This is a genomic window from Acinetobacter sp. NIPH 298 (genome assembly GCF_000369505.1).
GTDB lineage: Bacteria > Pseudomonadota > Gammaproteobacteria > Pseudomonadales > Moraxellaceae > Acinetobacter.
Genome location: NZ_KB850055.1, coordinates 2,299,957 through 2,315,749, shown reverse-complemented (window position 1 = coordinate 2,315,749; position 15,793 = coordinate 2,299,957). Strand labels below are relative to the sequence as shown.

Annotated in this window: 15 protein-coding genes; 14 read left to right on the top strand and 1 reads right to left on the bottom strand. The window is 37.3% G+C overall.

The features are described 5' to 3' along the window. The first annotated feature begins 207 nt into the window (after positions 1 to 207). From F903_RS15710 to arsH, 12 genes are all read left to right on the top strand, one after another. Entirely contained in the window at positions 208 to 3,327 is a 3,120-nt protein-coding gene (locus tag F903_RS15710; RefSeq protein WP_005198527.1) for a type I restriction endonuclease subunit R, read from the top strand. Positions 3,328 to 3,464: 137 nt separating this feature from the next. Beyond that, positions 3,465 to 5,009, top strand: a complete 1,545-nt coding sequence (locus tag F903_RS15705; RefSeq protein WP_005198525.1) for a DUF262 domain-containing protein — start codon at positions 3,465 to 3,467, stop codon at positions 5,007 to 5,009. After that, positions 5,002 to 7,002 (top strand): DUF262 domain-containing protein, encoded by a 2,001-nt coding sequence (locus tag F903_RS15700; protein ID WP_005198524.1) that lies wholly within the window; start codon positions 5,002 to 5,004, stop codon positions 7,000 to 7,002. The genes F903_RS15705 and F903_RS15700 overlap by 8 nt, the downstream gene beginning before the upstream one ends. Before the next feature lie 94 nt (positions 7,003 to 7,096). Beyond that, positions 7,097 to 7,717 carry a HEAT repeat domain-containing protein gene (locus tag F903_RS15695; protein WP_005198514.1) on the top strand — a complete coding sequence of 207 codons (621 nt, stop codon included), beginning with the start codon at positions 7,097 to 7,099 and terminating at the stop codon, positions 7,715 to 7,717. Between the two features lie 62 nt (positions 7,718 to 7,779). Beyond that, positions 7,780 to 8,115 (top strand): hypothetical protein, encoded by a 336-nt coding sequence (locus tag F903_RS15690; RefSeq protein ID WP_034595184.1) that lies wholly within the window; start codon positions 7,780 to 7,782, stop codon positions 8,113 to 8,115. Between the two features lie 800 nt (positions 8,116 to 8,915). Next, a complete protein-coding gene (locus tag F903_RS15685) occupies positions 8,916 to 9,509 on the top strand; it encodes a LysE family translocator (RefSeq protein ID WP_005198509.1) in 594 nt (197 codons plus the stop codon). A gap of 45 nt (positions 9,510 to 9,554) precedes the next feature. Continuing rightward, positions 9,555 to 9,773, top strand: a complete 219-nt coding sequence (locus F903_RS15680) for a hypothetical protein (protein ID WP_005198501.1) — start codon at positions 9,555 to 9,557, stop codon at positions 9,771 to 9,773. Between the two features lie 252 nt (positions 9,774 to 10,025). Beyond that, positions 10,026 to 10,460 (top strand): arsenate reductase (glutaredoxin), encoded by a 435-nt coding sequence (arsC, locus tag F903_RS15675; RefSeq protein WP_005198500.1) that lies wholly within the window; start codon positions 10,026 to 10,028, stop codon positions 10,458 to 10,460. A gap of 70 nt (positions 10,461 to 10,530) precedes the next feature. Further along, positions 10,531 to 10,851, top strand: coding sequence for a metalloregulator ArsR/SmtB family transcription factor (locus F903_RS15670; RefSeq protein ID WP_005198498.1), 321 nt, complete (start codon positions 10,531 to 10,533; stop codon positions 10,849 to 10,851). A gap of 6 nt (positions 10,852 to 10,857) precedes the next feature. Continuing rightward, positions 10,858 to 11,331, top strand: coding sequence for an arsenate reductase ArsC (locus F903_RS15665; protein ID WP_005198497.1), 474 nt, complete (start codon positions 10,858 to 10,860; stop codon positions 11,329 to 11,331). Positions 11,332 to 11,342: 11 nt separating this feature from the next. Continuing rightward, positions 11,343 to 12,383: an ACR3 family arsenite efflux transporter gene (gene arsB / locus F903_RS15660; protein ID WP_034595100.1), complete on the top strand. Its 1,041-nt coding sequence runs from the start codon at positions 11,343 to 11,345 to the stop codon at positions 12,381 to 12,383. Further along, the gene (gene arsH, locus F903_RS15655) at positions 12,376 to 13,092 is read left to right on the top strand and encodes an arsenical resistance protein ArsH (RefSeq protein ID WP_005198494.1); all 717 of its coding nucleotides are present in this window, start codon (positions 12,376 to 12,378) and stop codon (positions 13,090 to 13,092) included. The genes arsB and arsH overlap by 8 nt, the downstream gene beginning before the upstream one ends. Before the next feature lie 356 nt (positions 13,093 to 13,448). Here arsH and F903_RS15650 read toward each other — a convergent pair whose 3' ends face one another. Next, positions 13,449 to 14,267, bottom strand: a complete 819-nt coding sequence (locus tag F903_RS15650; protein ID WP_005198491.1) for a LysR family transcriptional regulator — start codon at positions 14,265 to 14,267, stop codon at positions 13,449 to 13,451. 147 nt (positions 14,268 to 14,414) lie between these two features. Here F903_RS15650 and F903_RS15645 point away from each other — a divergent pair, with 147 nt between their 5' ends. Both F903_RS15645 and gloA read left to right on the top strand, forming a co-directional pair. After that, positions 14,415 to 14,705, top strand: a complete 291-nt coding sequence (locus F903_RS15645; RefSeq protein WP_005198489.1) for a putative quinol monooxygenase — start codon at positions 14,415 to 14,417, stop codon at positions 14,703 to 14,705. 53 nt (positions 14,706 to 14,758) lie between these two features. Then, positions 14,759 to 15,283 carry a lactoylglutathione lyase gene (gloA, locus tag F903_RS15640; RefSeq protein ID WP_005198487.1) on the top strand — a complete coding sequence of 175 codons (525 nt, stop codon included), beginning with the start codon at positions 14,759 to 14,761 and terminating at the stop codon, positions 15,281 to 15,283. The last annotated feature ends 510 nt before the right edge of the window (positions 15,284 to 15,793 follow it).

Sequence of the window (15,793 nt, the reverse complement as noted above, 5' to 3'; positions counted from 1 at the left end):
TTTCTACATATGGTAGATGAGCTATGTATATGCTAAGTTAATTTAACTTTTTTGGCAACAATCGATGCAAAAGGACAACATATTTTTCATTTCATCACAAATGGAAGTAGATAATAATTTTAATTTAAGTATTTGATATAAAATATTATTGTTATTTCATTGCAAACGGAAGTAATTTAAAAAGGCTAATATAAGAGAATTTCAACCATGAACGAAACACAACTCGAAAACCTCTGCCTAGACTGGTTCTTAGATAATGGCTGGGAAGTCGTTCATGGTGTGGATATTGCACCTGACAGTAGCAATCCTTTACGCAAAGATTATAAGCAGGTTCTGATTGAAGCAGACTTACAAACTGCCTTTGAACGCTTAAATCCACATTTGCCAGTGAGTTGTTTTGAGCAGGTTTTACAAAAACTCACTAAGCCTGAAAGTCTGGATTTAATCACCAATAACCGTGCTTTTCATCAAATGTTACTGGAAGGTGTACCCGTCAGTTATAAAAAAGAAGATGACTGGGTGAATGACCATGCGTTTTTGGTTGATTTTAATCATATTTACCAAAATCGCTTTGTTGCCATTAATCAATTTACTATCCAAGGCACAAAGCAGCCAAGACGGCCTGACATTATCTGCTTTATTAATGGCATACCTTTCGCTGTATTAGAACTAAAAAGCCCCACCGATGAAAATGCAGATATTTGGGATGCGTTTAATCAACTACAAACCTATAAGGAAGAAGTTTCTGATCTGTTTGTATTTAATGAAGCATTGGTGGTAAGTGATGGCATTACAGCTCGGGTCGGTTCATTAACAGCAAGTCAAGAACGTTTCTTGCCGTGGCGTACCATTAAAAATGAAGATGATAAACCTGCTTTAGAGTGGGAGTTAGAAACAGTGGTTCGAGGTTTCTTTGATCGTGAGTTATTCCTCGATTACATCCGCTTCTTTGTGTTGTTTGAAACTGATGGTGGCTCTCAACAAGCCGCAGGCGCTACCATTAAAAAAATTGCGGGTTATCACCAGTTTCATGCAGTGCGTGAAGCTATTCAAGCCACTATTGCCGCATCGAATCCGACTGGTAATAAAAAAGCAGGCGTGGTGTGGCATACCCAAGGTTCAGGTAAAAGTATCTCGATGTGTTGCTATGCAGGTAAATTGCTTCAACAACCAGCCATGCAGAATCCTACCTTATTGATTGTGACTGATCGTAATGACCTAGATGGACAACTATTTGAAACCTTTAGTCAGGCACAGGAATTATTAAAACAAACGCCAGTACAAGCCAATAATCGTGATGAGCTGAGACAACTCCTTGCTGAACGTGAATCAGGCGGAATTATCTTTACCACGGTACAAAAGTTTGCTTTGCTCGATGGAGAAGCTGAGCATCCATTATTGAATGGTCGGCATAACATTGTGGTGATGTCTGATGAAGCCCACCGTAGCCAATATGGACTCAAAGCCAAACTGTCTAATGATGGTACTTATAAATTTGGCTATGCCAAGCATATGCGTGATGCTTTAGCGAATGCGGCATTCATTGGTTTTACAGGTACGCCAATTTCTAGTGAAGACAAAGACACACGAGCTGTCTTTGGTGATTATGTTTCGATTTATGATATTCAAGATGCAGTCGAGGACGGCGCAACCGTGCCGATCTATTATGAATCCCGTTTGGCAAAATTGGACATCAATAAGGCTGAAATCGAGGAACTCTCTGATCAAGTCGATGAGGTGGTGGAAGATGAAGAGGATGTCGGTAGCCGTGAAAAGACCAAAGGGGAATGGAGTCGCTTAGAAAAGTTAGTGGGTGCAACCCCACGCCTGAAACAGATTGCTGCGGATTTGGTGACGCACTTTGAAGCCCGTACTGAAGCCACGGCAGGCAAAGGTATGATTGTGACCATGAGCCGTGAAATCTGCGTGCATTTGTATAATGAAATTATTGCTCTGCGCCCAGATTGGCATGATGATGACCCGAAAAAAGGAAAAATCAAAATTGTGATGACGGGTTCGGCATCGGATAAGCCATTGCTACAGCCTCATATTTACAATAAGCAAGTGAAAAAAAGCTTAGAGAAACGTTTTAAAGATGTGAATGACCCTTTGCAGTTGGTGATTGTACGTGATATGTGGCTGACAGGTTTTGATGCGCCATGTACGCATACCATGTATATCGACAAACCAATGAAAGGGCATAACTTGATGCAGGCGATTGCCCGCGTCAACCGTGTGTTTAAAGACAAGCAAGGTGGCTTGGTTGTTGACTATATTGGGATTGCCAATGAGTTAAAGCAGGCATTAAAAACTTATACTGATGCCAAAGGAAAAGGTGAGCCAACCTTACGTGCGGAAGAAGCTTATGCCGTGCTTGCTGAGAAAATGGATGCTATTCGTGGGATGTTTGCCAAGACCAATGACCAAACTGGATTAGACTTAAGTGGTTATGAAACGCAAGCACATCGCTTGATAATTCCAGCAGCCAACTATGTGCTGAGTCTAAAAGATGGCAAAAAACGCTTTTTAGATTTAGTGCTTGCAGTCAATAAAGCCTTTTCACTGTGCGGTACTTTGGATGAAGCTAAAAACCTGCATAAAGAAATTGCGGTTTATTCAGCCATTAAAGCAGTGATTAGTAAGCATACCTCGGTAGACCGTAAATTATCGCAAGCTGAAAAGGATAGTACGCTTAAACAAATTTTGGATAATGCTGTCCTTGCTGATGGTGTAGCAGATGTATTTGCACTTTGTGGTTTAGATAAACCTAATATTGGCTTACTGTCGGATGAGTTTTTAGAAGATGTTCGGCAGATGCCTTACCGTAACTTGGCTGTCGAATTATTAGAAAAATTATTGAATGATGGTATCAAGGCAAAAACGAGGAATAATCTCGTACAAGAAAAACGTTTTTCAGATCGTTTGCAGGAAACTCTAAGGAAATATAATAACCGTGCGATTGAAACCTCTCAAGTCATTGAAGAACTGATACAAATGGCGAAAGACTTTCAAGCTGAAATGGAACGTGAAGCGTCGCTAGGTTTGAACCCTGATGAAATCGCTTTCTATGATGCTTTAGCAAATAATGAAAGTGCGGTGCGTGAATTGGGTGATGATACGCTCAAGCAAATTGCCCGAGAAATTACCGAGAAGTTGCGCAAATCAACGACAGTGGATTGGCAAGTTCGGGATAGTGTACGTGCGCAGCTTAAAATTCTTGTACGTCGTACTTTGCAGCGTTGGAAGTACCCACCAGATAAAGCGGCTGAGGCGATTGAATTGGTCATGAAGCAGGCAGAGACTTTGTCGAATGCTTGGACGCGATAGAATTAAAAAATTCATATCAGGTCAAAGCCTACACAATTTAGAGATGCTCTAACCTTATTAAAATATATTTATTGATTAAGTATTAATCACTAACATGAAATTATTGTTTAAATAATTAGCTGAGGGTCAATTAAGAAATGCAAGAAGAGACTTCCGACAATGTATCGGTAGAGCTGCTGAGCTTTAATAATTTAAGCCTTGAAGGTTATCCATTGGTATTGGATAACTATCAGCGTGCCTATGTTTGGGGAGTTGATAAAGTCATCCAGCTTCTAAATGATTTATTGTCTTTTATCCAAGAGAGTGAAGATGAGGATGCCTATTACATGGGCACCTTATTGTTGCATAAGAAAATTGGTGAAAAACAGAAAGTTTTGTGTGTGATTGATGGGCAACAACGTCTAACGTCGCTTGCTGTATTGTATTGGCTGCTAAACAAGCAATTACCTACCCATATTCAATTTTCTTTCCGCTCATCTCGTTCAATGGTCAATGTCCAGCAAGCGAAACAAACAATACAACACTGGCTTGCTGAAAACAATTTAGAGATTGATAAGTTACTTGGAGTGTTTGATCGTCTCCGTTTTACTGTAATCATAGTAACTAGAGAAGATCTCGCATTTACTTTTTTTGATACTCAAAATAATCGTGGTGTGCCTTTAGGTAGTACAGATTTACTAAAATCCTTCCATTTACGTGCTATTCATAGTGACGATGCACAAATAGATGAGCTATTGCAAAGCCACTGTGCTTCACGTTGGGAAAAAGTGCAAGTACAAGGTGAATTGGGAAAACTTAGCTCCAATCATGACTTTGCACCTGAGCTTTTTCACTATTATTTATGGCGAGCACGCAACTGGACGGGAAATGAAGTTGTTGAGTTAGAAAGTAAAGATGAAATGCTTTCTCATTTTGGAGAGCGTACTAAAATTACAAAATTGGGCGAAGTCATACTGTATCCTGCTGGTGCAAACCAGTGGGGGCAGTCGCTAAGACTTACTCATAACAATGACTTTTACTTAACTCCAGCCAGTCAGCAATTTGGTGTGCAATCGGCATATTTGCCATTTGGGCTACGCCAACCGATCAGTCGTGGTGTAGGCTTTTTCTTATACGCTGAAAAATATGCAGTAATGCTTAGCTTGCTTTTGTACAAACCAAGTAGAGATCTTGAAATCCAAGCAGTGCAGCAATTTTACAATGATGTAGTGAAGACACTTTCTAATTACTTGCAAAGCTTAGTCCGTTTGTGTTTGCTGGTCTATTGTGATCGTTTGGGTAGTAACGGGTTATTGCGTTTTACTTTATGGCTCGATCATCGGATTGGTGGAATTCGTTTATCTCAAGATGATATTAGGCGAGAGACTCCTATTAAATTTTTAAGAGATCCTAAGCGTAATTTGCTTGATGTTATTGCTTCCGCTTATCAATGTGATGATGTCATTGATTTTCTAAAACAAGTGGATGTAAGTAAAACTTATAGTTCAAATGAGGGGTGGGTGAAGCACATTAAAAGTAACCGACGTGTACAAGAGCGTTATGTCGCTGCAATTGCCAAATATTATCGTATTGAAAGTTTAGAACAGAAAACAGCAGAGTGTATTGAGCGTTCTGTGGAAAGCCAGTTATCTAACCAAAAAAAACAAATTGATTCAAGGTTTAAAGGAGCCGCTCATGTCTGAGTTTCAATCTAAATTAATTACCTTGAACGATGTTATTGATCAACAATTTTTCTTTAACATTCCAATTTATCAGCGACTTTATGTTTGGGGTAAAGAGCAAATCCATACTTTACTGGATGATATTGTTGCAGCATGGTTGGAGGAAAAAAACGAGTTTTATTTAGGTGGTACTTTAGTTATTGAGCGAGCTGTGAATGGCTCTGAGGATATGCGATATTTTGACTTGATCGATGGGCAGCAGCGTTTTACCACTTTATGGCTCATTAGTGTGGTATTAAAAGAGCATTTGGCTGCCTACATACAAGCAGATACCAAACAGGGTAAACGTTTGCGCATTAGTTTTTCAATTCGACCACAAGTGACAAAATTCTTTGAAAAAGTATGTGAAGGTCTACCAGCTAGTTTGCCAGAAGCGATGCAATTAGACGATGCCTTGCAAGAAATCCGATTTTATTTTAATGGGAAAGAAGCATTAGATAAACGGGCACTTTCTGAGTTTATTCTAACTAAGGTACAACTGATTCTAACCACAGTACCGGATCACACAGACTTAAATAAGCTTTTTGAAGTCATCAACAACCGAGGTGTACAGTTACAACATCATGAAATATTAAAAGCCAAGTTATTGGAAAAAATAGAAAATCATGATGAGCGTGAGGCGTATGCTTTGTTGTGGGATGCTTGTGCCAATATGAATGGTTACGTTGAGCGTCATTTAAAAGCAACAACCAAACTCGACACAGTTTCTCTCTATGAAAAAAAAGTAAATTTTAAGAATGGTGAAAGAGAGCAGTTGGCTGATGCAAAAGCCGTTTTAGATGAATTGAGAAAAACCACTAAGGCTTCAGACGATCAAAGCATCAAGCTTGAAGATATTTTGAATCAAACAGAAATAGTTGCGACTTCAGAAAATGATCCAGGTGAAGATATAGATTCAGGATTACCTGTTAGGATCACTAGTATTATCACATTTCCAATGCTGTTACAGCATGTATTAAGAATTTACTTACAGCAAAAGAAGACGGTGAAACAGCACACATCAGATATCGAAAAAATTTCTGACAAGGATTTGTTGTTCATCTTCAAAAAATTCTGGCTTGATGAGAAGCCGAATGAAATTGATACCAAACAGTTTCTTGAATTGCTTTGGGATGTGAGATACCAGTTTGATAAGCATGTTATTAAATGGGTATCGGTTGAGGAAGAAAAACAACACGCTATTCGTCGTATACGTATCAATTATAACAATAAGCAAGAGACTGCCTATCTTCAACGCGAAACTAAGGATGCCTTACCAGATTTTGCATTACTGCAAAGTATGCTCTACCACTCGCAGCAAATGACAACACAATATTGGTTAACGCCTTTACTTATGTTTTTACTTGAAAACCAGTCTGATCATAAAAATCTTCTTTATTTACAACATCTTGATAATCATTTGTTATGCAGTCGAGTTGAGGGGTCACTTATAATACGAACACATCGGTTTTTACAGAACTTATGGCACAAAGAGACTCTTATTGATGCCAAAGAAAGCTTAGGTCAAAAATACGAAAATGGCACTCAGTATCCGCATTATTGGTTTTATAAGTTGGAATATGTGTTGTATCTCAAACTTAAAAGAAATAATAGTTCGCTTGTTGATAATTTTAAAATAACTTCTAAAAATTCGGTTGAGCATGTTACACCTCAAAACCCCGAGCAAAAGCAGGATGAGATCCCTTCCGAGATATTACACAACTTCGGTAACTTGGCACTAGTAACCAAAAGCATTAACTCAGAGATGAGTAACAAAGGCTTTAGTATTAAAAAAGTTGAGTTTGAGCATAGATACAAGGGCAAAGGGGTTTCTTTAAAGTTAGAAGATATTTTTGCCAAAACGCAGTGGAAAAAGGATGAAATAAGAGTACATCAACAGCAAATGATCGATGATTTTAATGAGTATATGAAGTCAGTAAGCAGGCAAACTGAGAAGAATACGGTGAATGAGTAAATTTATGTGTAATGTATTATTTCACCAACATAATCTACCCATATGAGAATTACTCTGATGAAAAAGTGATGTTCCTGTAGGAAGGCGTAAGTTAATGAATGAAAAAACAGTTGAAGTTTCTGACCAGCAAAATGAATCTCAAAGAATAATTACTGATAAGATATTTGCTTTAAATCAGATCAGGCATACAGATCCTTTGATTCGCGCTTTGTGTACCACCTGGGAAGAGTGTGCATTACAGTTAGTTCATGATCCTGATACATTTGTTCGAATGGAATGTGCTGGAAAATGGCAAGCATGTGCCGAATTACTTTTTGATGATGGCGATCCAGTTGTTCGTAAGGTTTGTGCGGAAAACTATGAACATCTAGCCGCTAAGCTTATAAATGATCGTGATGAAAATGTTCGTGCAACATGTTCAAAATGGGAAACTTTAGTTGCTGAATTAATCCATGATTCTAGCCCTCTTGTTCGTAGAAGTTGTGCTGAGAGCTTTCATCATTTGGCCGAACTGATGATCAATAGCTCAGATTGGGAAGTGCGTGCAGGCTGTGCAATCTGGGAAGATTTAGCAGTGAAATTAATTGATGATGTCTCTTGGGAGGTAAGAGCTATTTGTGCTCACCATAAAAAGTTAGCAAGTCAGATGAAAGATGATAGCGATTGGAGAGTAAGAGTAGTTGTTGGTAGCTGTTTAAATGAAATTTCTTTTTAAAAATCATTTTATTAACTGTAAATAAAAGTAAAAACTACTGCTATGGAAAAATGAGGTCAAAATTGAGAATAGGTATCTTTTGGTTTTATGATAATAAAGTTATTGGCGTTGCCCATGATTTTTCTTTGAAAGAAGCTGATTCAATAGGATTAATTGATAGTAAGTACACTCATGTAGATTATTGGGAATTATTGAGACGTCAACTACCTGAATTGAAAGATAAAGAGTATGAACAGCTTCCAAGAGGAAGGGTTATTTTTGATACGAATAAAAATAAAGCTATTATTTATCTTGATAAAACTTTATTGAAAAAAAGAAAAGTTAATGAAGTTCTTAATTTTTTTGATCTAGACTTTACATGTGCCGTATTAAGAACAGATCCCCATTACATGATATAATCAATAATCTGAATAACTACCAAAATCCTAGAAACAGGAAACTATATTTATGATTGGTATTTGGTGATCCTAAGTTCGATTAAGAGCTAATTAGTATTAAAAGCCTTATTGGTCTCATTCTCAATAAAATTTACACCAAATTTACGCCACATCTTCTTTTTAATGATACTAACCATTTGATATTCAATATTTACTTAATATTGTTGGTCCAATCCATCATCGGGGCGACACTGATTCTTGGGTTTGAAGTTGTTTCAATGGTTTGGTTCGGCGTCATTAAAAATCATACCTTTGTTTCAATGTTAAATAGCCGACAGGATTGCAATCAAGCAAAGGGAATACATGCAAATTTGTAGGCTGAATATTGAATACAATACATTTGACTGGAGAAGAGATCGAAAACTGAAGCCTATATTTGATCTTGCTGAATGATCAAATCGGCAATTTGCGCGCAATATTAGCATAAAACTAAAAGTAGTACATTTGCTTATGAATCATGTCTAAACTCCTTGAAAGGTGTGTGGGCTTTTTCCAATGTTTTATTCAATTTTAACAATAAATTCTTCTGAATAATCAGAATCTTGTGTGATTCAAAGACAGCTGTATTATCTAAAAAACTTAATAAAAGGTGATTTCGGTCACACATTTGATTTGTGCTGAATCAAAGTGTTCTTTGATTTAAGATATTGATTTGTATAGAAAGTTTTGTTTTAATTATTTTTGGTTACAACCATTTTGTCGACAAACCTTTATCTATTTTGCCATATTTCGCTTGCACAATTTATCAAAGGGATTTGTCTATGGTGACATTTTTATTCTTTGGTTTGATTATTACGATCTTACTTACACCAGGTCCAACGAATACATTATTGGCTTCATCAGGAATCCAAGTAGGTATCAAACGCTCACTTAAATTAATTCCATCGGAGGTACTCGGTTATTTTATTGCAATTACTGCATGGGGGTTTTTACTTGAGTCCGTTTCGCACTATATGCCTTGGTTACCACCTCTCATAAAGTTGTTTAGCGCCGCCTTTATCATTTATTTAGCAATTAAACTATGGATAACTTCTACCAAAAAGATGGATTTAAACCAGCCATTAATTACCTCAAAGGCTTTATTTTTCGCAACTTTACTTAACCCTAAAGCTCTGTTGTTTGCTTCAGCTATTTTCCCGCATACGGTTTGGTTGAACCTCCATCAATATATAATTCATATGGGAACTTTTTTAGCACTGATAACACCAATCGCATTTTTATGGATTGCTTTTGGATCAGTCTTAATTTCAAACAAAATTACTTGGTTGAATCAGCGTAATTTACAACGTAGTGCATCATGTATTTTAACTGTCTTTGCTATGCCTTTGGCTTTTTCTGCAATTACATCATTTTAATTTTATTTATTTGTGTATTTTAAATCTGTAGAACTGGAGTTTCTAATGAAAAATATAAAAATCAAAGTTAAGAATCAATTTGACTCTGAAAAGATAGTTATTGCTAAAATTAAAGAATTAAATAATCGAGAAGATCTTTCGTTCAAATATATAGAGCAAATTGAAGTGGACGGCGATATTCTTTTACCTAACATTGATTTGCTTTTTGAAAACCCAAAAGATGGCTGCATTTATCGCTACGTAGATATCGTTGAATCAATTTAAATGGGTAATGAGCAACTGTATTCGTAATCCGTAAAATGGCGTGATCATATCCAATAAGTAATAGTGATATAGAGAAAACCACAACTTTATTGTTGTGGTTTTCTGTTTTTAAGCGCTTAATTTTATTTGATATATTGTTCTTGATTCAGAGCTTATGCTGTTTAGAAAGGAAAAAAGAGCGAGATGTATATTGAGTATATATGCTAATTCGTATATAAAGATATAAGCATATACAAACTAGAGTTCATTCAAATGACAACTTCATTAGACGTGAAGATTTTTCACAACCCAGCTTGTGGAACTTCAAGAAATACCTTGGCTTTAATCCGCAATACAGGGATTGAACCGACTGTGATTGAGTATCTAGTGACACCACCCACCCGTGAGGAACTGATTCAGCTCATTCATGATGCTGGTTTAACGGTTAGGGAAGCGATCCGTAAAAATGTCGATCCATATCGTGATTTGGCACTGGAGCGTGAGGATTGGACGGATGAACAACTCATCAATTTTATGCTTGAACATCCGATTTTGATCAACCGTCCTTTTGTTGTGACTGACTTGGGTACTCGCCTTAGCCGCCCTTCTGAAATCGTGTTAGATATTTTGCCATTGCCGCAAAAGGGTGCTTTCACCAAAGAAGATGGTGAACAAGTGATCGATGAAAATGGACAACGGGTAAATTAAAAAATTTAGCACTGAATTGTCAACAAACCCTAACTATCTGCATATTCAAATAAACAAATAAGGTGCCAATATGGATCAAGTTAATTTTTTTAAATGCTTATCAGATGAAACCCGTCTCAATATCGTCACTTTAATTGTAGAGAATAAAGAGTTGTGTGTTTGTGATCTCACTGAAAAGTTACAACTCAGTCAACCCAAGATTTCAAGACATCTCGCTTTATTGCGTTCATCTGGATTACTACAAGACAGACGCCAAAGCCAATGGGTGTATTACAGCATAAATCCACAGTTACCGAATTGGTGTCATGACATTTTAAATGTATTGACCACACAGCAATCCAACAATATCCCAACATTAGCTGCTCTACCTACACAGAGCTATTGTGAGTAAAACATCATGAAATTTCTTTTTTTATGCACTGGAAATAGTTGCCGCAGTATTTTGTCAGAAGTCCTTTTCAATGATCGTGCACCAGCGGGTTGGAAGGCATATAGTGCTGGCAGTAAACCATCTGGCCAAGTTCATCCACTAACGATCGAAACCTTACAAGCTTTAAATCTTTCTACTGAGGGATTGTGGAGTAAAACCATTGATGACTGCGAACAGTACCAAGCTGATGTGGTGATTACGGTGTGTGATTCGGCGGCCCAAGAAGCATGTCCGTTGTATCTCGGTGGCGCGATCAAAGCGCACTGGGGCTTGGTCGATCCTTCGCATTTAGATTTACCTAAAGAAGAAAAACTCAAAGCTTTCCAAGTGACTGTCGATCATATCAATCGTCGCCTTGATGCGCTATTTGCACTTGATGCGGCCAATATGGCACGTCCTGAAATGATTGCAGCAATCAATCAAATCTCACATATCGATTAATTGGGTAGAACATGGCTAAATCAGGATTGTCCTTTTTAGATCGCAACCTCACGCTATGGATTTTCATGGCGATGGGATTGGGTGTTGCGATCGGTGTATTTTTCCCGCAAGCGTCTGTTGCTTTAGAGCGAATGAGTTTTGACTCAGTCAATATCCCGATTGCGATCGGTTTGATTTTGATGATGTATCCACCGTTGGCAAAAGTCGACTATGCAACTTTACCTGAAGTGTTCAAAGACAAGAAAACGTTAATCTTGTCATTGGTACAGAACTGGTTGATTGCACCGATATTGATGTTTGCATTGGCAATTATCTTTTTGCATAGCTATCCAGAATACATGACCGGTTTAATTCTGATTGGACTGGCACGCTGTATTGCGATGGTCTTGGTCTGGAATGGTTTAGCTTGTGGTGATAACCAATACGTCGCAGCCTTGGTCGCATTCAATAGTATTTTCCAAATCTTATTTTTTAGTACCTATGCGTGGTTATTCTTAACGGTGTTGCCGCCATATTTTGGCGTGGCAGGACAGGTGATTGACGTCGATTTCTGGACGATTACCCATGCTGTGTTGGTTTATTTAGGTATTCCATTCTTCCTTGGTTTTATGACGCGATTGATTTTGGTCAAATCTAGAGGTTTGGATTGGTATCAAGATAAATTCTTACCCAAAATTAGCCCCCTAAGCTTGTTGGCATTGTTATTCACGATTGTGGCGATGTTTAGCTTAAAAGGCAGTGATGTGGTGAGTTTGCCTTTGGACGTGATTCGTATTGCGATTCCATTGACGATTTATTTTGTGCTGATGTTCTTTATTAGCTTCTTTATGAGTAAGTGGATGGGGAACAATTACCCGCGTACAACCGCGATTTCGTTTACGGCGGCTGGAAATAACTTTGAGTTAGCTTTGGCAGTCGCGATTGCAACCTTTGGTTTAGCTTCTCCAGTAGCATTTACTACGGTCATTGGTCCATTGGTGGAAGTGCCTGTGTTGATTGCGCTGGTGAGCGTATCACTGTGGTTAAAGAAGAAGTGTTTTCCAAATGAATAAATCAGATGTTGATGTAGCGAATATTGATCTTGAATTACTGCCAAAACCTGAATTTCAACAGGTTCAAGCGCTAAAGCTCGATCATCCACCCCGTATTTTATTGTTATATGGTTCTAATCGAGAACGCTCTTATAGTCGATTGGCGGTGATGGAAGCAGGTCGTATTTTGCAGTATTTAGGTGCTGAGGTGAAAATCTTTCATCCTAAAGGACTGCCTTTACCCGAAGATGCGGATATGGAGCATGCGAAAGTCAAAGAGTTGCATGAACTGTTGGCATGGTCTGAGGGAATGGTATGGTGCTCGCCTGAGCGTCATGGTTCGATGAGTTCGATCTTTAAATCACAAATTGACTGGATTCCACTGGCTGGTGGTGCGATTCGTGCAACGCAGGGCAAAACCTTGGCCTTGATGCAGGTCAGTGGCGGATCGCAGTCATTTAATAGTGTCAATCAAATGCGTATCTTGGGCCGTTGGATGCGGATGATCACGATTCCAAATCAGTCTTCAATTCCCAAAGCATTTTTGGAGTTTGAAGAGGATGGTCGTATGAAAGCATCGTCTTACTATGATCGTATCGTGGATGTGATGGAAGAACTTTATAAGTTCACTTTATTAACACGTGGACAAAGTCGCTACTTGACCGATCGTTATTCTGAACGCAAAGAATCTGCTGAAGAACTTTCAAAGCGTGTCAATCAACCAACGTAGTTTATAAAATCAATGTTATACCATTGATTAACAGGTAAAAAGAATCTTTAGGAATTCCATTTTATGTTCTTAAAATTCTTTTTACTTGATTCAAAACAATTTGATTCCATTGATAGGGCCATATCCGTTGTCAAAATGACATCACGGACAAATTCGTAGTTATTAATACCTGCAACGTCTAAGCATTATAACTGCATTAATGATGAATTATCTTGGACGTAATTTTCATTGATATTACTAGCATTTTTTTGCGAGAAACAGAGCAGCAGAATTAGGATGAATTCCCAATAGGTTGCCTGCCGATCTCGTAACTACCCCTAGTAAATATGGTGTTGGATCGGCCAAACAGGTAGTCTTTATTCTAAGCTAAAGTATTCGATAAATTTTGTCAGGGCACTGGATTTATTGAGTTTGTGCCAAATCATATAAATATCGCATTTAATTGAATAGTTTGAGTCAACAAAGGGTTTAAATTGTATATTTTGCTGAATAATCGAGTTAGGAATAAAAGCCATACCCATGCTACTATGAATGAGTGTGAGCATTAATGGATAAGATTCAATTTCAATAATTCGAAAATCTTTAAGATACTCTCTTGCCCATTGTTCAGTGTACTCGCGATATGTGCATGTTTTTCCATAGGAGTAGATAGTCGGGTTATCACCAATCTCTATATTCCTGACCAGAAGTAATTGTTCCTGAAATACCAATTTACTGTCGAGTCGAGGTGATTTAATCGGGCCATCTGAAAAGATGAGATCATATTCGTGGTTAGAAATCATCGATTCTAAACCACGCGAGTAACCACGTAATATTTGAAAATTTACATTTTTATTGGCTATTTGATATCGGTAAATATACTTGGGAAGAAAGTAATCCAATGCGATGTCAATCCCACCAATGAGCAATTTGATCTCTTGTGACTGCAGGGTAATTTCTTTAAAGCGTTCTACGTCATTGATAAACTTTTTAGATTGTTCATAAAAAAAACGACCATAAGGTGTAAGTGTCAATTCTCTGTGATCGCGATTAAAGAGCGTTTGCTCATTCCTAGATTCTAATTCATTGATTAATTTTGAAATATTTGATGGAACACAAAACATTTTTTCAGCTGCTTTAACAATTCCTCCTTCATCGACCACCGCTATAAATGCTTCGAGTTCTTTAATTTTCATTATTTCAATCCGCTGGAGAGCATACTTTTAGCATAGCTTTATTTTCCATTTTGGAAAACTTTAACTTCATTATTTTTCAATTTTTTTAAAATATCGTTTCGATATACTGGCTTTACTGAAACAAGATGGATTAATAGGTGAGCTGATATGATTACTTTAAATGTATTCTTTAATGTAAATTCTGAAAAGCGTGCTGAGTTCTTAAACGTTCTCAACAACATGGTGGTCGAGTCAAATAAAGAGCAAGGGTGTCTAATATATAAACTTTGGCAAGACACCAATGCGGTCGACTCGTATGTATTAATTGAACTTTGGGAAAATAAAGAAGTGTTGAGTAAACATCAACAAACACCACATTGGATTGCGTTTAATGATGTAGTTAACTCTTATTTAACTGAACCGTATGACGAACATCATTATCAAGAAATCGCACACTAATTTTAAATATAGGTGTTTCTCTCAATTGATATGTCTTATTTGAGGAAAATATAATGGCTTTAAGTGATCTACTTGAAAAATTTAACGTTTCTGAGGCGATAGAAGAAGAAACCAAGCACTATGTATTTAACCATACCATGTTGCGGGTAAAAGACTTAAATCAGTCGATTGAGTTTTACTCGAAGGTACTTGGTTTTGTGCCTGTTTATGAAGAAATATTTCATGACGCTGTATTTACTATTGTGTATTTGGTTCGAAGAGCCTTTAGTGACATACCGACTGATGATATGCAACGCAAAGAGTGGGTGCTGAGTCAATCGGGTGTGCTTGAGTTGACACTAAATCATGGTACAGAAACAGATGAATCGTTTAAGTACCATAATGGTAATAGTGAACCTCGAGGCTTTGGTCATCTGTGCGTGTCGGTACCCGATGTGGTCGCTGAATGCGAACGCTTTGAGCGTTTGGGTGTTAAATTTCAAAAGAAACTTTCAGAAGGACGTATGAACTATGTTGCGTTCATTAAAGACCCAGATGATTATTGGATTGAAATTTTACAACCGACACCTCTACGATAGCTTCAACAGAATACTAACAGTTGAAATACTGTAGTCAATTTTGAACTGCTGATCATTGTTGATTTACGTTTTAGTTTTGAAATAAGTAGATATTAAAAAACACCTGATGAATTTCATTGGGTGTTTTTAGATTTTAGTGGCTGCTGATATTCATGATTATTATTATTTTTAAATTTTGGATTCATCTTAGTCACTTTTTATGGCTTTAGGTTTATTAAGTAAAAACTGGTTGTTTACGATATAAGTTTTATTTTTTAGATATTATAAATAGCAATTCTATCAATGGATGATTTGGTCTTATATTCTTATTTAGTAATGACATTAAGATGTATACCGTAAATAGACACACTACTTCAAAAATCGTTATTCTGAACGCAAAGAGTCTGCTGAAGGTCTTTAAAAGTGTGTCAATCAACCCAGCTTATAAAATTTCAGTGATGATCTAAAACATACTTGTTGTCATCAGCAGATATGTTTTAGATCGTCATTTTTTTAGAAGTTGAATCCGCA